The sequence below is a fragment of the Salinivibrio proteolyticus genome (genome assembly GCF_027286365.1).
In the GTDB taxonomy this organism is placed as follows: Bacteria; Pseudomonadota; Gammaproteobacteria; order Enterobacterales; family Vibrionaceae; genus Salinivibrio; species Salinivibrio proteolyticus.
The window spans coordinates 1,140,807-1,159,076 of the sequence record NZ_CP114584.1; the positions used below are offsets into that span (position 1 = coordinate 1,140,807).

Annotated in this window: 19 protein-coding genes; 12 read left to right on the forward strand and 7 right to left on the reverse strand. The window is 50.6% G+C overall.

Annotation, left to right across the window (positions count from 1 at the left end):
• Positions 1-100: 100 nt before the first annotated feature.
• The 5 genes from rpsA to pyrF all read left to right on the forward strand — a co-directional run bounded on the left by rpsA (position 101) and on the right by pyrF (position 4,689).
• Positions 101-1,771: a 30S ribosomal protein S1 gene (rpsA, locus tag N7E60_RS05475; protein ID WP_069588938.1), complete on the forward strand. Its 1,671-nt coding sequence runs from the start codon at positions 101-103 to the stop codon at positions 1,769-1,771.
• Between the two features lie 72 nt (positions 1,772-1,843).
• The gene (ihfB, locus tag N7E60_RS05480) at positions 1,844-2,128 is read left to right on the forward strand and encodes an integration host factor subunit beta (RefSeq protein ID WP_069588875.1); all 285 of its coding nucleotides are present in this window, start codon (positions 1,844-1,846) and stop codon (positions 2,126-2,128) included.
• Positions 2,129-2,416: 288 nt separating this feature from the next.
• Positions 2,417-2,704, forward strand: coding sequence for a LapA family protein (locus tag N7E60_RS05485; RefSeq protein ID WP_269598322.1), 288 nt, complete (start codon positions 2,417-2,419; stop codon positions 2,702-2,704).
• A 3-nt stretch (positions 2,705-2,707) separates the two neighbouring features.
• On the forward strand, positions 2,708-3,877 hold the full coding sequence (gene lapB, locus N7E60_RS05490) for a lipopolysaccharide assembly protein LapB (RefSeq protein ID WP_069588879.1): 1,170 nt from the start codon (positions 2,708-2,710) through the stop codon (positions 3,875-3,877).
• 116 nt (positions 3,878-3,993) lie between these two features.
• Positions 3,994-4,689, forward strand: a complete 696-nt coding sequence (gene pyrF, locus N7E60_RS05495) for an orotidine-5'-phosphate decarboxylase (RefSeq protein WP_269598323.1) — start codon at positions 3,994-3,996, stop codon at positions 4,687-4,689.
• Between the two features lie 74 nt (positions 4,690-4,763).
• On the opposite strand, the gene N7E60_RS05500 is transcribed toward pyrF, so the two are convergent.
• The 6 genes from N7E60_RS05500 to pspF all read right to left on the reverse strand — a co-directional run bounded on the left by N7E60_RS05500 (position 4,764) and on the right by pspF (position 11,162).
• Complete coding sequence (locus tag N7E60_RS05500) at positions 4,764-5,579, reverse strand: peptide ABC transporter ATP-binding protein (RefSeq protein WP_077641074.1); 816 nt, start codon at positions 5,577-5,579, stop codon at positions 4,764-4,766.
• Positions 5,563-6,570, reverse strand: coding sequence for a peptide ABC transporter ATP-binding protein (locus tag N7E60_RS05505; RefSeq protein WP_069588884.1), 1,008 nt, complete (start codon positions 6,568-6,570; stop codon positions 5,563-5,565). The genes N7E60_RS05500 and N7E60_RS05505 overlap by 17 nt, the downstream gene beginning before the upstream one ends.
• Positions 6,570-7,457 carry a putrescine export ABC transporter permease SapC gene (sapC, locus tag N7E60_RS05510; RefSeq protein WP_069588887.1) on the reverse strand — a complete coding sequence of 296 codons (888 nt, stop codon included), beginning with the start codon at positions 7,455-7,457 and terminating at the stop codon, positions 6,570-6,572. The genes N7E60_RS05505 and sapC overlap by 1 nt, the downstream gene beginning before the upstream one ends.
• Positions 7,444-8,406, reverse strand: coding sequence for an ABC transporter permease (locus N7E60_RS05515; RefSeq protein ID WP_069588888.1), 963 nt, complete (start codon positions 8,404-8,406; stop codon positions 7,444-7,446). The genes sapC and N7E60_RS05515 overlap by 14 nt, the downstream gene beginning before the upstream one ends.
• Entirely contained in the window at positions 8,406-10,025 is a 1,620-nt protein-coding gene (sapA, locus tag N7E60_RS05520; RefSeq protein ID WP_096627843.1) for an ABC transporter substrate-binding protein SapA, read from the reverse strand. Before sapA ends, N7E60_RS05515 begins: the two co-directional genes overlap by 1 nt.
• Positions 10,026-10,148: 123 nt before the next feature.
• Positions 10,149-11,162, reverse strand: coding sequence for a phage shock protein operon transcriptional activator (gene pspF / locus N7E60_RS05525; protein ID WP_069588890.1), 1,014 nt, complete (start codon positions 11,160-11,162; stop codon positions 10,149-10,151).
• 214 nt (positions 11,163-11,376) lie between these two features.
• Between pspF and pspA the strand changes: the two genes are divergently transcribed.
• From pspA to tyrR, 6 genes are all read left to right on the forward strand, one after another.
• A complete protein-coding gene (gene pspA / locus N7E60_RS05530) occupies positions 11,377-12,042 on the forward strand; it encodes a phage shock protein PspA (protein ID WP_069588891.1) in 666 nt (221 codons plus the stop codon).
• A gap of 20 nt (positions 12,043-12,062) precedes the next feature.
• Positions 12,063-12,293, forward strand: a complete 231-nt coding sequence (gene pspB / locus N7E60_RS05535) for an envelope stress response membrane protein PspB (RefSeq protein WP_069588893.1) — start codon at positions 12,063-12,065, stop codon at positions 12,291-12,293.
• Complete coding sequence (gene pspC, locus N7E60_RS05540) at positions 12,290-12,682, forward strand: envelope stress response membrane protein PspC (RefSeq protein WP_069588895.1); 393 nt, start codon at positions 12,290-12,292, stop codon at positions 12,680-12,682. Before pspB ends, pspC begins: the two co-directional genes overlap by 4 nt.
• Positions 12,683-12,777: 95 nt before the next feature.
• Entirely contained in the window at positions 12,778-14,169 is a 1,392-nt protein-coding gene (locus N7E60_RS05545) for a YcjX family GTP-binding protein (protein ID WP_269598324.1), read from the forward strand.
• 11 nt (positions 14,170-14,180) lie between these two features.
• Positions 14,181-15,203: a YcjF family protein gene (locus N7E60_RS05550; protein ID WP_269598325.1), complete on the forward strand. Its 1,023-nt coding sequence runs from the start codon at positions 14,181-14,183 to the stop codon at positions 15,201-15,203.
• 340 nt (positions 15,204-15,543) lie between these two features.
• Complete coding sequence (gene tyrR / locus N7E60_RS05555) at positions 15,544-17,085, forward strand: transcriptional regulator TyrR (RefSeq protein ID WP_069588901.1); 1,542 nt, start codon at positions 15,544-15,546, stop codon at positions 17,083-17,085.
• A gap of 15 nt (positions 17,086-17,100) precedes the next feature.
• On the opposite strand, the gene N7E60_RS05560 is transcribed toward tyrR, so the two are convergent.
• On the reverse strand, positions 17,101-17,571 hold the full coding sequence (locus tag N7E60_RS05560; protein ID WP_269598326.1) for a methylated-DNA--[protein]-cysteine S-methyltransferase: 471 nt from the start codon (positions 17,569-17,571) through the stop codon (positions 17,101-17,103).
• A gap of 34 nt (positions 17,572-17,605) precedes the next feature.
• On the opposite strand from N7E60_RS05560, the gene N7E60_RS05565 reads away from it, so the two are divergent.
• Positions 17,606-18,220, forward strand: a complete 615-nt coding sequence (locus N7E60_RS05565; protein WP_269598327.1) for a GNAT family N-acetyltransferase — start codon at positions 17,606-17,608, stop codon at positions 18,218-18,220.
• Positions 18,221-18,270: the final 50 nt, after the last annotated feature.

The window sequence follows — 18,270 nt, forward strand, 5'->3', positions numbered from 1 at the left end:
AGTCTATAACCGTTAGCTGCAAGGATGATGGCTAACATATTTAACAACCCCATGCGGTAGGATACCCGTGGACGTTTATCAAATTGAAGATTTAAATATAATGACTGAATCTTTTGCTCAACTCTTTGAAGAGTCTCTAAAAGAAATCGAAACTCGCCCAGGTTCTATTGTTAAGGGTACTGTTGTTGCTATCGAGAACGGTTTCGTTCTGGTTGACGCAGGCCTGAAATCTGAATCTGCTATCCCAGCTGACCAATTCAAGAACGCTGCTGGCGAACTTGAAATTGAAGTTGGCGGTCAAGTAGACGTAGCCCTGGACGCAGTGGAAGACGGTTTCGGTGAAACTCAGCTTTCTCGTGAGAAAGCTAAGCGTCACGAAGCTTGGATCCAGCTAGAGAAAGCGTACGAAGAAGCTGAAACCGTGATGGGTATCATCAACGGTAAAGTGAAAGGTGGTTTCACCGTAGAACTGAACGGCATCCGTGCGTTCCTACCGGGTTCACTGGTTGACGTTCGTCCAGTACGTGACACTTCTCACCTGGAAGGCAAAGAGCTCGAGTTCAAAGTAATCAAGCTTGACCAGAAGCGCAACAACGTTGTTGTTTCTCGTCGTGCGGTTATCGAGTCAGAAAACAGCGTTGAGCGTGACGAGCTGCTAGCTTCTCTGCAAGAAGGCATGGAAGTTAAAGGTATCGTTAAGAACCTGACTGACTACGGTGCGTTCGTTGATCTGGGCGGCGTTGACGGCCTGCTTCACATCACTGACATGGCGTGGAAGCGCGTTAAGCACCCATCAGAAATCGTTAATGTTGGTGACGAAATCAACGTTAAAGTTCTGAAGTTTGACCGTGAGCGCACTCGCGTATCACTAGGCCTGAAGCAACTGGGTGAAGATCCATGGGTAGCAATTGCTAACCGTTACCCAGAAGGTCACAAGCTGACTGGTCGCGTAACCAACCTAACTGACTACGGCTGCTTCGTTGAAATCGAAGAAGGCGTTGAAGGTCTGGTACACGTGTCTGAAATGGACTGGACCAACAAAAACATCCACCCATCTAAAGTGGTTAACGTGGGTGACGAAGTTGAAGTTATGGTTCTGGACATCGACGAAGAGCGTCGTCGCATCAGCCTAGGTCTGAAACAGTGTAAAGCCAACCCATGGCAGCAATTCGCTGAAACTCAGAACAAAGGCGATCGTGTAACTGGTAAGATCAAGTCAATCACTGACTTCGGTATCTTCATCGGTCTAGACGGCGGCATCGACGGTCTGGTTCACCTGTCTGATATTTCTTGGAACGTGGCTGGCGAAGAAGCCGTTCGCGAATACAAGAAAGGTGACGAGATCTCTGCAGTGGTTCTTCAGGTTGATGCTGAGCGTGAGCGTATCTCACTGGGCATCAAGCAAATGGAAGAAGACCCATTCAACAACTATCTGGCAGCCAACAAAAAAGGTGCTATCGTTAACGGTACAGTGACTGCTGTTGACGCGAAAGGCGCAACTGTTGAGCTAGCAGAAGGTGTTGAAGGTTACCTGCGTGCTTCTGAAGCGGCTCGTGATCGTGTTGAAGACGCGACTCAAGTACTTGCTGTTGGTGACAGTGTTGAAGCGAAGTTCACCGGTGTTGACCGTAAGAACCGCGTTCTGAACCTGTCTGTACGTCTGAAAGACGAAGCTGACGAGCAAGAAGCAATGGCTAGCCTGAACAAAGCCGAAGAAGGCGCGTTCGGTAACGCTATGGCTGACGCGTTCAAAGCAGCGAAGAGCGAATAATGCACAATAAGAGGGGGAAATTTTCCCTCTCTGCATTTATACTGTTGAGAAACATACTAAAGCGGGGTGTTTATGACCAAATCTGAGTTGATTGAAAGGCTCTGTAGTCAGCAAACCCATCTATCTGCAAAGCAGGTAGAGGATGCCATCAAGGAAATCCTTGAGCACATGGCGACCACACTCGAGAGCGGTGACCGCATCGAGATCCGTGGTTTTGGTAGTTTCTCACTGCATTATCGTGCGCCTCGTGTGGGGCGTAATCCTAAAACGGGCGAAAAAGTGGAATTGGACGGTAAGTACGTTCCGCATTTTAAACCGGGTAAGGAACTTCGCGATCGCGTTAACATTTACAGTTAAGCGATGTGCGCTGAAAAAAACGGCATGCTGTAGGTGTGCCGTTTTTTTATGTCTATCGATCATAGCTTGCGTGATGAATTTCCTGCATAATCATACCTCCTGTGTGAGATCTCGTACCAGTCATCACAAGGTCAGGCGCCGGATGTTACGCCTTGATACACGCACACCTTTAATACGGTGCGCAGCTTGGCTTAACTCACAGGAACTATCACAGTGACAGATGCCTCGCATCTGGCAGGTTTATCATGATTGATGGGGCGCTAGGCCTTTCGCAATGAGGGAATACTTGTGAAAATACTCGGCATTCTGTTTCTGGTGTTATGCTTTTTGATCACCTTGGCGCTGGGAGCGCAAAACCAAGAAGTGATTAGCTTTAACTATCTTATCGCGCAAGGTGAATTTAAGCTGTCAGTCATCTTGGGCATTGTCTTTGTCATTGGCTTTGGCATAGGCTGGCTGGTATGTGGAGCGCTGTACCTCAAAGCGCGCTTAACGGCGCGAGGATTGCGTAAGCAGGTAGAGAAACAACGCAAAGAACTTGATAAATTGCGTACGGATCCGCTTAAGGAACATTAATTCATGCTAGAGCTGTTGTTTCTGTTATTGCCAATAGCGGCCGGTTACGGCTGGTATATGGGTAACAGGAATGCTCGTCATCGACGGCAAGAACAGTCACATCATCTGTCTCGTCAGTATGTCACGGGACTCAATCTACTGCTGTCTGAGCAGTCGGATAAAGCGGTCGATCTCTTTATTGAACTGCTCCAAGTCGATAATGAAACGATTGATACTCACCTCGCGTTGGGTAACCTGTTTCGCTCTCGCGGCGAAGTCGACAGAGCGATCCGCATTCACCAAAACCTCATTGCTCGTCCTAACCTGACCCTCGACCAACGTAATCTCGCCATGCAACAGTTGGCGAAAGACTACATGGTGGCGGGCTTTTTCGACCGCGCAGAGAAAATCTTTGTCAAATTGGTCGATGAGCCTGACTATAAAGAGTTTGCACTGCAACAGCTTTTAGCGATTTTCCAGCAAACACGTGAGTGGGAACAAGCGATAGACACCGCGGCCAAACTGGTTAAATTGGGTAAGAGCAAACTGCGCAAAGACATTGCTCACTTTCACTGTGAGTTAGCGATGCAGCAGATGGGTGAGGGGAATGAGCACAAAGCACGTCAACTGCTACGTCGCGCCCTGTCCTATGATAAAGGCTGTGTCAGAGCCAGTCTGATGCTAGCCAAGCTTGATATTCAGCACGAGGACTATAAAGGGGCGATTAAGCAGCTGGAAAACATTCTCGAGCAAGATGCTGATTTTGTCAGCGAGGCTTTACCGCTTCTCGCGCAAAGTTATCGCGCCTTGGGACGCGAAATGCAGCTTGTCCGTTTCTTAAAAGAATGTATTGAGAAAAAAGCCGGCGTCAGCGCTGAACTGATGCTTTCAGAGGTGATCAGTGCCAATGAGAACCTCGCGATGGCACAAAGCTTCCTGACCCGCCAACTAACCCGTAACCCGACTATGCGTGGTTTCCACAAGCTGATGGAATACCATGTGGAACAGGCGGAAGAGGGGCGCGCGAAAGCCAGCCTCAATACCCTCAAAGACCTTGTTGCAGAACAGATTAAAGTTAAGCCGCATTACCGTTGTCGTAAGTGTGGCTTTTCCACCCATGCGCTTTATTGGCAATGCCCCTCATGTAAAAACTGGGGAGCGATTAAGCCAATTCGGGGCTTGGATGGGGAATAATGGCGATGCAGTGGCATCGCCGTTTTTTTATCTTGCTGTCACCGCGAATGGCTGAGACAGCTGGGGAGCACGCGGAGTGCGAGAATAACAACCTTGTGAAGGAATCAGGAGCAATAATGCAAGACCCGAAAGTCATCGTCGCCTTAGATTATGCAGACATGAATCAAGCATTGGCCTTTGTGGATAAAATTGAGCCGGGCTCGTGTCGTTTAAAAGTGGGCAAAGAAATGTTCACCTTATTTGGGCCTGCATTGGTTAAACAATTACACGCATACGGTCATGATGTCTTTCTTGACCTGAAGTTTCACGATATTCCGAACACGTGTGCGAAAGCGGTTGCAGCCGCGGCAGAGCTAGGGGTATGGATGGTGAACGTTCATGCCTCAGGTGGTGAGCGGATGATGATTGCAGCACGTGAAGCGCTTGAGCCATATGGCGGCAACCGTCCATTGCTTATCGGCGTTACCGTATTGACCAGCATGACGGACGCGGATTTGTGCCAAAGTGGGGTACAACGCTCACCACAAGCGCAGGTACAGCACCTTGCCAAGCTGACGCAACAGTCGGGATTGGATGGTGTGGTGTGTTCAGCGCAAGAATCCAGTTTGCTGAAAGCCCAGTGTGGCGATGCCTTTAAGTTGGTGACGCCCGGGATCCGACCTGTGGGCAGTGCGGCTGGTGATCAGCGCCGAATTATGACCCCAGAACAAGCTGTTGCAGCGGGTTCCGACTACTTAGTGATTGGGCGTCCGATTACACAAGCCGATGACCCGGCGGCCGTCCTTGCACAAATCAATCAAAGTTTAGCGTAACATCAGGCGCAAAACTGCTTGAGATAATAAAGGCCACATGTGTGGCCTTTATCGTGACTGGATCAGCGATAAGGCTAGGTACGCGTCGACGCAGATTTACGCGAGCGTCTATCGAGGATGGGCGCAGTAAAGTGACTATCGATCAGACGCTGGGTCAATGTATGCTGAGGATTGGCGAATAAGGACTCTGTGCTACCTGATTCGACCACTTCCCCTTTTTGCATCACCATCACCTTGTCGGTGACATGCTTAATCACGCCCATATGTTGAGACACGTAAACATACGACAGTCCCATCTCTTCTTGGAGCTCGAGTAGCAAGTTGATGATCTGTGAGCGCATTGACATATCTAACCCGTTCAAGGCTTCATCGGCCACAATCACACTCGGTTGCAAGATTAACGCACGTGCCAGCGACACGCGCTGCTTTTGCCCCGTTGCGAGCATCTGCGGGTAAAAGTAGGCATGCTCAGGTAACAGACCAACCCGCAGCAGGGTTTCTTTAACGCGCTTGCCTCGCTCTTGCGGCGTCATATTGGTATTTCGTCTCAGCGGTCCTTCAAGAATTTGCCCGATCTGGTTTCTTGGATTGAGCGAGGTATTGGGATCTTGAAAGATCATGCGAATGAGCTTGCAGCGGGTTTGGTAATCTTTGAACGTCAGCTCTTCACCATTGACCCGAATCTGCCCCGATGTTGGTTCGATCACGCCTGCAATCATACGTGCTAGGGTCGATTTTCCCGAGCCATTTTCCCCTACAAAAGCGATGGTTTCGCCGACTTCTAGCTGGAAAGAAACGGGCTTCACCGCATGGGTGACGCGTTTTCTTAGCCAGCCAGTGCGGTGGTAATAATCTTTGCTTAACCCGTCGACTTCAAGAAGAGCGGTCATTTTTATTCTCCATATTTAATGGGAAGTGGCAGGCAAACTTATGGTTTTTGATTTTCTGTGTATGCGGCACTTCAACACATTTACGTTGCGCGTAAGGGCACCGAGGTCCCAAGCGACAACCAATCGGTAAGTGCTGTAACGGAGGAATCGATCCCGGTAATGTTTCCAATTTACTTTTATGGGGAATATCTTGGCTGAAATCGGGCATCGCACGCAGCAAAGCATCCGTGTAGGGATGATGCGGCGTGGTAAGTATTTGCTCACGGTTGCCTGATTCAACCGATTGGCCGCAATACATCACGGTAATACGATCCGCCCACTGCGTCACTAAGGTTAAGTCGTGACTGATCAGCAAAATGGTGGTGTTAGAAAGCTGATTGGTACGACTGAGTAACCGGAAAATCTGCGATTGAGTGATAGGATCGAGGTCGTTAGTTGGCTCATCAGCGATCAACAGGCGAGGGCGATTGGCAATCGCCATCGCAATCATCACTTTCTGGCATTCCCCATCGGTGAGCTCATACGGATAGCTGTCCATCACCCGTTTATGATCTTTGATGCCCACTTTATGCAATAAGGCAATCGAGTGCTGTTTGCGCCAGTTTAAACGTTGCCACCAGCTACCTGAAAACGAGGCAGGCGGAATGGCCTCTTCCAGCTGATGCCCGACGACCTCAGAGGGGTCTAAACAGGTCGAGGGCTCTTGAAAGATCATCGCAATGTCTTTACCGACCACATGACGACGTTCTCGTGCTGGAAGCTCAAGTAGATCGATATTACCTAATCGTAACCGGTCGGCGCTCACATGCCAGCTATCTTTGGTAACCCCACAAATGGCTTTGGCGACCAAACTTTTTCCTGAGCCAGACTCTCCCACTAAGCCACGGATCTCTCCGTCATTGATGGTTAGGCTCATACGGTCAACCGCTTTCACCATCCCTTGCGGGGTGTCGATCTCAATGGTCAGGTGACGAATATCTAATAACGGCATTATTCTGTTCCTGCGTTGATAGCTTGGCTGACCCCTTCACCAACAAGGTTAACAACCAAAACGCTAAACGCAATGGCCATTCCCGGGAGTGTAACTGTCCAAGGCGCGGTAAAAATGAGTTCGACCGAATCACCCAGCATCGCGCCCCATTCCGGTGCGGGTGGCTGGGCGCCGAGGCCCAAAAAGCCTAATGCTGCAATATCAAGAATGGCGACGGAAATTGCTCGGGTCATTTCAGTGCTCAGCACCACCGCCATATTCGGGAAAATGGAGTGATAGAGCAGATAAAAGTCGTTGGCACCATCAAGGCGCGCGGCAATGATGTAGTCTTTCTCTATCTCATTGTGTACGGCGGTATACACCGCACGAATAATACGAGGGATCAGAGAGAGCCAGACTGCAAGTAGCACCTGCATTTCTCCCACCCCTAAAAAAGCGACCACAATGATGGCAAGCAACAGCGAAGGAATCGAGAGGATGCTGTCGAGAATATGGTTCAAAAAGCTCGACTTTAGCCCCTTCGTCATGCCAGCTAGCACCCCAATGCCCACACCGACAATACCCGCGCCAATCGCCACCATCAGCGCATAGCCAAAGGTTAAACGTGAGCCGGCGATTAGGCGAGAGAGCATATCGCGGGTCAGATCGTCTGTGCCCAAGAAGTATTCAATTTGACCCGACTGCACCCAAGACGGCGCCATCAACAGGTGACCGGTTTGATGCTGTGGGCTCCAAGGCGCTAATAAGGGAGCGAATATCGTCACCAAGATCAAGCCGACAAGGCACCAAAAACCAATCACGGCCAGCTTGTTACGACGAAATGCCGCCCACGATCGCTCGAGCTGGGTGGGAATATGCTGCTCGACATAGACATTATTTGAGGGCATACCATTCCTTCCTTACTAGAGGGTTCATAAACGCACCCACAACATCTGAAATGATATTTATCAGTAACACAAAGCCACCAATCACCAGAACGCCAGCTTGAACAGACGCGTAGTCTTTTGCGATCAGGGCATCTAATAGCCAACGACCAATTCCCGGCCAGTTAAATACCGACTCCACAATGATCACGAATGTGACCATGGTTGATACCAATAAACCAAAATTAGGAATAATGGGTGGAATGGCGTTTTTCATGCCATGACGCAACACGATCTCGGTTTTAGACAGGCCCTTAGTCGCAGCGGCTTTGATGTAATTTTGGCTCATCACATGCGCCATCGAGTTGCGCACCATTTTGATGATTTCCGTGGTGGGCACCACCGCCAGTGTCAGCGTTGGCAAGGCGAGATGACGCATGATATCAGTGGCGACTTTGCCTTGAAGCGGTAAATCCGACAGCCATAAATCCACCAACGCAAAGCCGGTAATATGAGGGATCTCATACAAAAGATTATAGCGCCCAGACACAGGAAACCACTGTAAGTCGAGCGAAAACAGCATGATAAACAAAATAGCCAGCCAGAAGGTGGGAATTGAAAAAACCACCACAGCGAGCGATGAGATCAGCTTATCTGTTGGCCCTTGACTGCGCAGGCCCGCTAAGGTGCCGAGTGGCACGCCAACCACAAAGCTTATCACCAATGCGGCAAGGCATAGCTCCAAGGTGGCTGGGGCGACATGCGCAAGGGTGACCATTACCGGCTCGCCGTTAGCGGCCATGCCTAAATGCCCCTCCACTAATTGGCGTAGGTAATATAACCAGCCAATCCAGTAATCAAAGCCATGCCACACTGAGTCAGGCGCCAACAGCATAATATTGTAGCCAACCAAGGTGAGGATCACCAAGGTGATGAGGAACAGATTGAGGCGTCGTAAGGTATAAATCAGCATTAGCGCCCCCGAGATACGTCAGCAAAGCTGTCGGCGCCAAATGGCGTCATGGTTAAGCCTTTTAGACTTGCGTCACGCACTTGATGTTGAATGCCATGCGCTAAAGGTACGACGGGCATACGACGATTTAGAATGGTTTGTGCTTCGATATACAAGGCCTTGCGCGCCTCGGTATCTTCCGTCGCAATCGCTTCATTGAGTTTTTGATCAAAGTAGCGGTTGCACCAGTTTGACATATTCCAGCCAGTAAACTTTGCATTGCATGTCAGTAGTGGACGCAAAAAGGTGTCCGGATCGCCATTGTCTGCCACCCAGCCGGTCAGCACCATGTCATGCGCATCATCGCCTTCGCGAATAGCCACGCGGTTGACTGTTTTCTCCGGAATAATATTGACGCGAATACCAATCGCCCCTAAATCGGCTTGAATCAGTTCCGCCGTTTTTCGTGGGCTCGGGTTAAAAGCGGTGGGTTTCATTGGCACGGTCAAATCAACGCTAAAACCTTGGCGATAGCCCGCTTTAGCAAGGAGTGCGGCGGCCAATTTCGGGTTGTATTCGGTTTGGCTGTTGGGATCGTAAGCCCACGACATGGGCGGCAGCAAACTGGTGGCCGGTGCGCCAGTGCCGTAATACACCGAGCTGAGTAGGGCATTGCGATCAATGGCTAGATTAATCGCTTGACGGACTTCCACTTCAGACAAGGCCGGATGACGGGTATTCAAAGAGATAAAGGCGACGTTCATGCCGGTTTGAGATGACAAATGAAAACGCTTGTCATCGACGACCACAGGCAATTGACTAGCAACCGGCGAGGCGAGCACATCGCACTCACCAGTCAGCATTTTTGCTAAGGTGCCTGTGCCACGCGTTGAGACGTCAAATACCACCTGCTCCATGGGTGCTGGGCCCTGCCAATATTGCCAATGGCGACGCAAGCGAATAAATTCGCGTGGTTGAAACTCTGCCAGTGCAAATGGGCCAGTACCGACCGGATAGGTATCTATTTTTTCTGGGGTGCCAGCAGTAAGAAGTTGATCCGCATACTCTTTCGAGAGGATCACCGAAAAGTTGGTTGCCAAAGTGGATAAAAAAGACACATCAGGGCGTGAGAGCGTAAATTGAACGCGATAAGTGTCCAAAGCTTTTACGTCTTTCAATAACCCCGAGAAGTCCATGCTATCAAACCAAGGGTACTGGCCACCGGAGACAGGATGATAAGGGTGATTGTTGTCGATGAGACGGCGAAACGAAAAGACCACATCATCAGCGTTGAGGTAGCGTGACGGCGTAAACTGCACACTGCGATGAAACGCAACGCCCCGTCGCAGAGAGAACGTGTAGGTTTTACCGTCCTCGCTGACTTCCCAGCTTTTCGCCAACATGGGTTCGGGCTGATACGTCTTAGGGTTTAGACGCAAAAGGCGATCGTAAAGCTGGCTCGATAAGGTATCGGCCGTCAGGCCGCCGTCGGTCAATTGAGGGTTAAACGTGGTGGGCTGGCCCGGGCCACAAAAAACAAAGCCACGATTGTCGGCCGCACGTTGGTCCGTGGAGGCATCACAGCCTGCGAGGATCAAGCCGCTGACCCCAAGGATCAAAAATTGGATGAAAACGCGCATAAACCAAGTGAAATCAGCTATCAAAGTAAACCCCGTAATCTACCACCGAAACGGCCTTACCACCAAGCAAAGTAAGGGCAATGTCGCGTATCATTTTCCCAGTGATGTACGTATTGGCTTACATCATTGTTCGTCGTTGCCCACATTGTGTTTCCGTAACAGCCCCCTGAGTTGATGGTAGCTGAGGCCGAGTAACTGCGCGGCTTTTCTTTGATGATATTTGGCCTGTGTCATCGCCGCCATCAGCATGGCCTTTTCCATCTCGGTTTGCCACTCCCGCAAATCTACCGGTAACGCAGGGAGCGTCCCGCCTTGGTTGTCGGCCGCCGCATTGGTTTGACGTGGCGAGATCATCTCGGCTTGCCAAGGTGGTGTGAACGGGTCCAGACACAGTGATTCAACCGGCGTATCGGGATCATTGTGGCGATACAAGGCGCGTTCCACACTGTTTTTAAGCTCACGTACATTGCCAGGCCAAGGGTGGGCAAGTAGCTGTGCTTGGGCTTGGGCAGAAAAACCGGCGAAGTAGCTATAGCCTAACTCGACCGCCATTTTTAGAGCGAAATGCTCGGCGAGTAATAAGATATCTTGTCGCCGCTCACGCAGTGGCGGCAGATGGACAACGTCAAACGCAAGGCGGTCTAACAGATCAGGCCGGAAGTCCCCACGCGTTGCCATCGCAGGAAGGTCTTCATTGGTCGCACAAATCAAGCGCACGTCCGCCTGCTTGGGCTGAGATCCTCCCACACGCTCATATTCGCCATACTCAATCACGCGAAGGAGCTTTTCTTGCACGCCCAAGGGGGCGGTGCCGACTTCATCTAAAAATAAGGTGCCACCTTCGGCACGCTCAAAGCGACCCGCATGACGCCCTTTGGCGCTCGTGAAGGCGCCCGCTTCGTGACCAAACAGCTCAGAATCGATAAGACCTTCACTTAATGCGGCGCAATTTAAACTGACGAGGGGCTGAGACCAGCGATGTGATAAGTAGTGCAAGCGTTGGGCAATCAGCTCCTTGCCGGTACCGCGCTCGCCAAGGATCAGCACGGGACGATTTAATGGCGCGAGTCGCGAGACGTGGTCCAACACGGCTAAAAAGCGATCGGATTCTCCGATTAAATTGTCTTGTTCACGCATGGCGATTTTTACCAAATAGTGGTTTTATTCATCATGGCGCGTTTGATGGCAGGATGCAATAAATTTTAAGTGTATGAAATATAAAGATTAAAAAGTTGGCACGTTAGTTGATTATACATTGGCTAGCAAACTATGGCTGAGCGATGGCGCTCAGACGAATCAGGCACAATGAGCATGTAATTTACTGCTTTGGTGCATCATTAAGGAGTCTATGATGGGTATTTTTTCTCGTTTCGCTGACATCGTAAATGCTAACGTGAATTCGCTGTTAGATAAGGCAGAGGATCCACAAAAAATGATCCGTCTTATTATTCAAGAGATGGAAGACACGCTGGTCGAAGTACGCACATCGTCCGCGAAAGCGCTCGCGGATAAAAAAGAAGTGGCGCGTAAGATTGAAAACGTCAATCGCCAGCTCCAAGAATGGCAAGATAAAGCCTCCTTGGCGCTGCAAAAAGATCGGGAAGATTTGGCGCGAGCAGCATTAATCGAAAAACAAAAAGCGCATGATATCAAAGTCGCGCTGGAAGAAGAGTTAAGCTTAATCGAAGAGAGTGTCGATAAGCTGAGCGGTGAAATCGCCGCCCTTGAGACCAAACTGACGGATACCCGCGCGCGTCAGCAGTCGCTGGCTATTCGACGTGAAACCGCCGGAAATCGCCGTGACGTGCGTCGCCACTTAGGAAGCGGCCGTGCTGATGAGGCAATGGCAAAGTTTGAACAATATGAGCGTCGTATTGACGAACTAGAAGCGGAAGCGGACAGCTATCAAATGGGCAAAGGCAAGCGACTCGAAGATGAGTTTGCCGATCTGCAAGCTCAAGATGAAATTGAAAAAGAATTGGCGGCACTAAAAGCCAAAATGAACGATAAGCAATAACAACCACGATAGGAGCGAACATGTCATCATTCTTTTTAGGCATACCACTGGCGATTTTCTTGCTATTTGTCGCCCCGTTGTGGCTGATGCTGCACTATCGTAGTAAGCGTCAAATTGGGCAAGGCTTGAGTGGACAAGATTATGAAACGCTGCAATCACTGGCGCAGCGTGCTGAAAAGCTGCAAACCCGTGTGGATAACCTCGAGCGTTTGCTCGATGCTGAAGCACCCCAATGGAGGCAACGCGCATGAGTCAAACCCTGTATCGTGACCCGGAAAATGGACGCATTGGCGGTGTGTGCGCTGGCATTGCCAATTACTTTGGCATGGAAACCTGGTTGGTGCGTATCTTGACGGTTTCTGCGTTTCTGATTGGTTTTGGCTTTTTTGTGATTGTCGCGTATATCGCTGCGATGTTGATCCTCGATAAAAAGCCGACCCAGCCTGATGAACAACCCGATGCGACACCGCAGCCTGAACACCAAGTGAAACAAAAGGCGTGGCAATCGGGAAAGCCGGCGAGCCAACTGATTGCGGATCTCGATCGCGAGTTTAGCGAGATGGAAGCAAAAGTTGGCCAGATGGAAGCTTATGTCACCTCCTCGGCATTCAATGTCGACCAAGCCTTTAAAAAGCTGTAAAGCGTTTATGACTTAACAGCTACACAGAACCTATTCACGCTGTCCCATCGGATTCCTCTCGGGACAGCGTGGTCATAAAGGAGTCAATCTAACCGATGCCATCAGTGAAAAGGCGCGTAAAGCAGTGGGTAAGCCGCGGGGCTGACCGTCATGTGCGTCTCGCCGTTACCGGTTTATCTCGCGCGGGTAAAACCGCGTTTATTACCTCACTCATTAATCAGCTGACCCATTTAGGCACCCAGCCAAACTTGCCGTTACTGCAACTGGTGCAGCAAGGGCGGGCGCTGGGCGCACGTCGTGAGCCACACCCTCACATGCATCTTCCCGCGTTTGATTATGAAAACGCCATGCATGCCCTGCAAATGACACCGCCGACGTGGCCCTCGCCAACGCGAGATGTGAGTGAAGTGAGAGTGGCCGTGCGCTATCGCCCTCAATCTGCCGCCATGCGCGCGTTGAATGACATGGCTACCTTGTATGTCGATATTGTCGATTATCCGGGCGAATGGTTGTTGGACTTACCCTTGCTGAGCCAAAGTTATCCCCAGTGGTCGCAAAAGCAGACCAGCATGTTAACGGGGAAACGCGCGGAACTTGCCAAGGTGTGGCAAGCGAAAGCGGCTCAATTGGACCCGCTTGCGCCGGCAGATGAAAAACAATTGGCAGAGGTCGCGGCAAGCTTTACTGAGTTTTTGCATGCTTGCAAAGCGCATGGTGGCTTACATTGGGTTCAGCCGGGACGGTTCGTGTTACCCGGTGAATTAGCCGGCGCGCCGGTCGTGCAGTTCTTCCCTTGGATGGGGGCATTAACTGACGATATCAAAGCCAAAGCGGACAAGCACACCAACTATGGCTTACTCAAGGCACGCTACGACTATTATTGTGAGCACGTGGTGGCTCAGTTCTACCGCGAGCATTTCGCTAAGATCGATCGCCAAGTGATCTTGGTCGATACGTTGCAGCCGCTCAATGTGGGGCCGGATGCCTTTCACGATATGCGTTTGGCGGTTGAGCAATTAATGCAGAGCTTTAAATATGGTAAATCTGGGTTGCTCAAACGGCTGTTCTCCCCGCGGATCGATAAAGTCTTGTTTGCGGCAACCAAAGCCGATCACGTTACGCCCGAACAACATCCGAATATGGTCAGCTTACTGCAACAAATTGTCCACCAAGCATGGCAACAAGCGGCTTTCGAAGGCATAGAGATGCGCTGCCAAAGTGTCGCATCCGTGGCGGCAACGACGCCCGGTTTCGTTGATGTTAAAGGCACCCAACACGCTGCACTGAAAGGCGAATTAGACGACGGCTCGGGAGTGACACTGTATCCGGGCGATGTACCAAACCAACTCCCTGATGCGGATTTTTGGCAACATCAAGGCTTTGATTTTCCATCATTTAGGCCACCTCATGTGCCATTAGATGCGCCGTTGCCACACATCCGTATGGACAAAGCGCTCGACTATTTGCTCGGCGATAAATTTCGATAAGAGAGGGTGAGATGACGCAATATAAACCCAAGCAGACGTTTACTCATCATGGCGATAATGATGAGGCGAGTGCTTTTCATGATGTGAAACACCGTACTGAATTTGATGCACAGGCTGACTTTTTGCCTGAATCCACGTCGACACTCGAATCGGATCTGGAAACGACGCTGACTCCTAAGCGTACGCGTCGCCGTGTGTGGCCTTTTCTAGTGTTACTTGGCGTACTCTTGGCGGTTGTGCAGTCCGGTGTGAGTGTGTACCAATCGTGGCAGTCGCAAGATTGGCTGAGTTTAGCGTGGCAAAGCTTGTTGGTGGCGGTGGCCGCGACTGGGCTTGCGGTGCTGGGCCGTGAATGGCGAGCCATGCGTAAGTTAGTGCAGCGCGAGCAAACCCGCCAACATGCCGAGCAATTACTGGCTTCTGAGTCGGTTGGGCAGGGAGAGACCTTTTGTCGGACGCTGGCTGAGCGCACACAGCAAACCCATACTGCAGGGTTTGCCCACTGGCAAAGCCAAATCTCGGCCACGCATAACGATGGCGAAGTGTTGGCACTGTATGAGCAAAATGTGTTAACCGACCAAGATAAAGCCGCGCGGTTATTAGTGACCAAATACGCGCAAGAAGCGGCACTTATGGTTGCGGTCAGCCCACTTGCGATTGCCGATATGTTGCTGGTGGCCTGGCGCAACTTGCATCTAATGACACGGATTGCGCAGATTTACGGTATTCAATTGGGTGTCAAAGCACGCTTCACCTTGCTAAAAATGGTGCTAACTAATATGGCTTTGGCAGGCGCCAGTGAGGCGATGACCGATGTGGGATTTGATGTCCTGTCGGTGAACATGGCCGGTCGCGTCTCCGGACGTGTGGCGCAAGGCTTGGGGATTGGGCTGCTGACGGCACGCTTGGGTCTTAAAACCATGACCTTAATGCGTCCGCTGCCTTGGCATGGACAGCCCGCTCCGAGTTTGTCACAACTTCGTCGCGAGTTAGTTAAACGGCTTTTGGGCAAAGCTGAACGCTCAGCGTCGTAATGGGTCGCCCTTGGCCGCGGACTCGTCGCGACGCCAAGGGCGCGACAGACTCTCAGATCTGTTAGGTAATTCAATTTTATAATCAAAAATTTACCCAAACGGACAGTGTGCTACAAACGTGATATCAGGTGGCAAAAATCGCATCAGGGCTTGACTGTTTCCGCCAACCCGCTCAAACTCCGCTTCAGTGTCAACTTATCCTGACAGCTAATTCGGCTCCGACAGATAAACTGTTTGACCTCTTACCTAACTGACTGATGAGTGCCGTTTTTTTAACCCACTCATCCAACGATGTGACGAGCCGGTATTGGGTATCACTGTCAAGTTACAGGAATCCATTATGAGACTGAAAGTCTGTTGTGAAGACAGAATCGGGCTAACGCGCGAACTACTCGATATCTTGGTACGACGTGAAATCGACCTGCGTGGTATCGAGATCGACCAAGTCGGCATTATCTATCTCAATTGCCCTGAAATTGAATTCGAAGCCTTTAGCCAACTAATGTCTGAAATCCGTTTGATTTCAGGCGTGACCGATGTGCGTAAAATCCAGTTTCTGCCTGCCGAACGCGAGCACCGTGAACTGCGCGCTCTGCTCGAAAGTCTGACTGATCCTGTGTTCTCGATTAACCTCGATGGTTATATCGATATGGCCAATAAAGCGGCACTGGATTTGATTAGCTCAAGCGAGCATCAATTAGTGGGCGAGCACGCCAACAGTGTGTTCCCTGATTTTCAATTTTCTCACTGGTTAGAAAAAGAAGAAGCAAGCCAAAGTTGCCGCATGGTTGTGATGGCCGGGCTCGACTTTCTGATGGAAGTGATGCCGGTTCACATTAACGATGAGAGTGATCAGCCCGTGCTGGTCAGCGCCGTTGTTCAGCTCAAGCAAGTGGCAATGAACAATACGCCACAAACCGTGTTCCGTACCCCTAGCGATCACGGTTTTGAGCATTTGGTAGGCCAATCTAACAAGTTTAAACAGCTGATTAGTCAAGCGAAAAAGCTTGCCATGCTCGACGCGCCATTATTAATCCAAGGTGAAACGGGTACCGGCAAGGAGATGATCGCTCGGGCTTGTCATCGCCATTCGCTGCGTGCGGATAAGCCGTTCTTATTGGTCAACTGTGTGTCTATGCCAGATAACGCTGCCGAAACTGAATTATTTGGTATGGCGGCGGCGGAAAACGGCGGCACAGCCAAAAAAGGGATCCTTGAGCAAGCTGATGGCGGGACGGTTTTCTTGTATGAAGTCGGCGAAATGAGCCGTCATCTGCAAGTAAAACTATTGCGTTTTATGCAAGATGGCACCTTCCGTCGCGTTGGCGAAGAGCGTGAAATGCACGTTGATGTCCGCGTGATTTGCTCGACACAAAAGAATCTGCCTGAACTGGTCGCGGCGCAGCAATTCCGTGAAGACTTGTTCTATCGGCTTAATGTCTTGTCGTTGACCGTGCCTCCTTTGCGCGAGCGTACCGCGGACGTCATGCCTTTGGCTGAACTATTTATCAAACAGTTCGCCGCCGATTTAGGCCAATCTAAGCCACGAATTGATAACGCGCTGGCTGATTACCTGACCCATTATGCGTGGCCGGGTAATATTCGTCAGCTCCGCAATATTTTGCTTCATGCCATGACTCAAATTGATGCAGAAGTGATGACGATCGACGACGTTCAGTTACCAGAGATAGAAAATACCCAATTCATCAGTGAAGAGTCATTGGATGGTTCGCTGGATGAAATCATGAAGCGGTATGAATCAGGGATCTTAAATAATCTCTATCGGAGTTATCCGTCGACCCGAAAACTTGCCAAACGCTTGGACGTGTCGCATACCGCGATTGCGAATAAGCTGCGTGACTACGGGATTGGCAAAAAGTAGTCAACTCGACGCGAACTAAGCGGGCCCCTCTAGGGGCTCGCCTTGCTCAAGTGCCAACAAGGCGTGCTTGAGCTCAGCGCCATAACGGTAATCACCCACTTGGTGGTGCTCGTTAAGGACACGATGGCAAGGGATGATGATGGGAATCGGATTCATGTTGCATGCCATCGATACAGCACTGAGCATATGTGGCTCGCCCAGTGCAGCGGCTAATTCTCGGTAGGTGCAGGTATCACCGTAGGGGATCTGCTGTATTTGCTGCCACAAACGACATTGAAACGGGCTGCCTTCCGGGCACAAGGGCAGTGAAAATTCAGTCCGTTGCCCTGAGAGGTACTCGAACAGCTGCGTTTTGTAGCGGTGGAGTGCTCTTGGGTCATGTTGCCACTCACGGCTGGGCTCAAAGGGATGATACACCGACAAGGTCAGCTGTCTTAGTCCGTATTCGTCCGCTAATAAGCTGATTTGCCCTAGCGGTGTTGTCATGCAGTCAAAAAACATAATCGTTCGGAACCACAGAATGTCTGATCCCAGTATAAGCCGTTTCCCGCGTATCATTGTCGATGATTTACGGATTGATGCGATCTGTCACGAAGACGTGACGCGTATTGTTCCATACTTCCAACGTAATCGCACTTTCTTGACCCCGTGGGAGCCGACACGCACCGATGGTTTTTATACCGAGCAGGGCTGGAAACGCCGCGTATTGCAATTGATGGAGTTGCAAAAACACCAGTTGGCTTATTACTTTTTAATCGCGAAGCCAACCTCACCGCAGGTGTTAGGCGTGATCTCTTACACCAGCATGATGCAGTATCCGTCTTACTCATGCACTGTGGGTTACTCATTAGATGAGCTCGCTCAAGGGCAGGGAATTATGCGGCGCGCGTTATCAGCCACCAACCAATGGCTGTTTGATAACGTGAATATGCATCGCGTCTGCGCCTCTTATATGCCGAAAAATGAAAAAAGTGCCAAGGTGTTAGAAGCGGTTGGGTTTGAGCGCGAAGGGCGTGCGCGCGATTATTTGCTGATTAACGGACACTGGGAAGATCATATCTTAATGGCCCACATTAATCCGCGTTGGCAGCCACCTCGTCCTGAGAGCACGCAAAACGCGACCTCTCTTGGCTAACGGTTGGTGACGAAAAAGGGCGCCGCAGCGCCCTTGGTCATGGCTGAAAG

Bases quoted from the DNA above. Each gene is read 5' to 3' on its own strand.
- rpsA (WP_069588938.1), top strand. From the start codon at position 101: ATGACTGAATCTTTTGCTCAACTCTTTGAAGAGTCTCTAAAAGAAATC.
- ihfB (WP_069588875.1), top strand. From the start codon at position 1,844: ATGACCAAATCTGAGTTGATTGAAAGGCTCTGTAGTCAGCAAACCCAT.
- lapB (WP_069588879.1), top strand. From the start codon at position 2,708: ATGCTAGAGCTGTTGTTTCTGTTATTGCCAATAGCGGCCGGTTACGGC.
- pyrF (WP_269598323.1), top strand. From the start codon at position 3,994: ATGCAAGACCCGAAAGTCATCGTCGCCTTAGATTATGCAGACATGAAT.
- N7E60_RS05500 (WP_077641074.1), bottom strand. From the start codon at position 5,579: ATGACCGCTCTTCTTGAAGTCGACGGGTTAAGCAAAGATTATTACCAC.
- N7E60_RS05505 (WP_069588884.1), bottom strand. From the start codon at position 6,570: ATGCCGTTATTAGATATTCGTCACCTGACCATTGAGATCGACACCCCG.
- sapC (WP_069588887.1), bottom strand. From the start codon at position 7,457: ATGCCCTCAAATAATGTCTATGTCGAGCAGCATATTCCCACCCAGCTC.
- N7E60_RS05515 (WP_069588888.1), bottom strand. From the start codon at position 8,406: ATGCTGATTTATACCTTACGACGCCTCAATCTGTTCCTCATCACCTTG.
- sapA (WP_096627843.1), bottom strand. From the start codon at position 10,025: ATGCGCGTTTTCATCCAATTTTTGATCCTTGGGGTCAGCGGCTTGATC.
- pspF (WP_069588890.1), bottom strand. From the start codon at position 11,162: ATGCGTGAACAAGACAATTTAATCGGAGAATCCGATCGCTTTTTAGCC.
- pspA (WP_069588891.1), top strand. From the start codon at position 11,377: ATGGGTATTTTTTCTCGTTTCGCTGACATCGTAAATGCTAACGTGAAT.
- pspB (WP_069588893.1), top strand. From the start codon at position 12,063: ATGTCATCATTCTTTTTAGGCATACCACTGGCGATTTTCTTGCTATTT.
- pspC (WP_069588895.1), top strand. From the start codon at position 12,290: ATGAGTCAAACCCTGTATCGTGACCCGGAAAATGGACGCATTGGCGGT.
- N7E60_RS05545 (WP_269598324.1), top strand. From the start codon at position 12,778: ATGCCATCAGTGAAAAGGCGCGTAAAGCAGTGGGTAAGCCGCGGGGCT.
- N7E60_RS05550 (WP_269598325.1), top strand. From the start codon at position 14,181: ATGACGCAATATAAACCCAAGCAGACGTTTACTCATCATGGCGATAAT.
- tyrR (WP_069588901.1), top strand. From the start codon at position 15,544: ATGAGACTGAAAGTCTGTTGTGAAGACAGAATCGGGCTAACGCGCGAA.
- N7E60_RS05560 (WP_269598326.1), bottom strand. From the start codon at position 17,571: ATGACAACACCGCTAGGGCAAATCAGCTTATTAGCGGACGAATACGGA.
- N7E60_RS05565 (WP_269598327.1), top strand. From the start codon at position 17,606: ATGTCTGATCCCAGTATAAGCCGTTTCCCGCGTATCATTGTCGATGAT.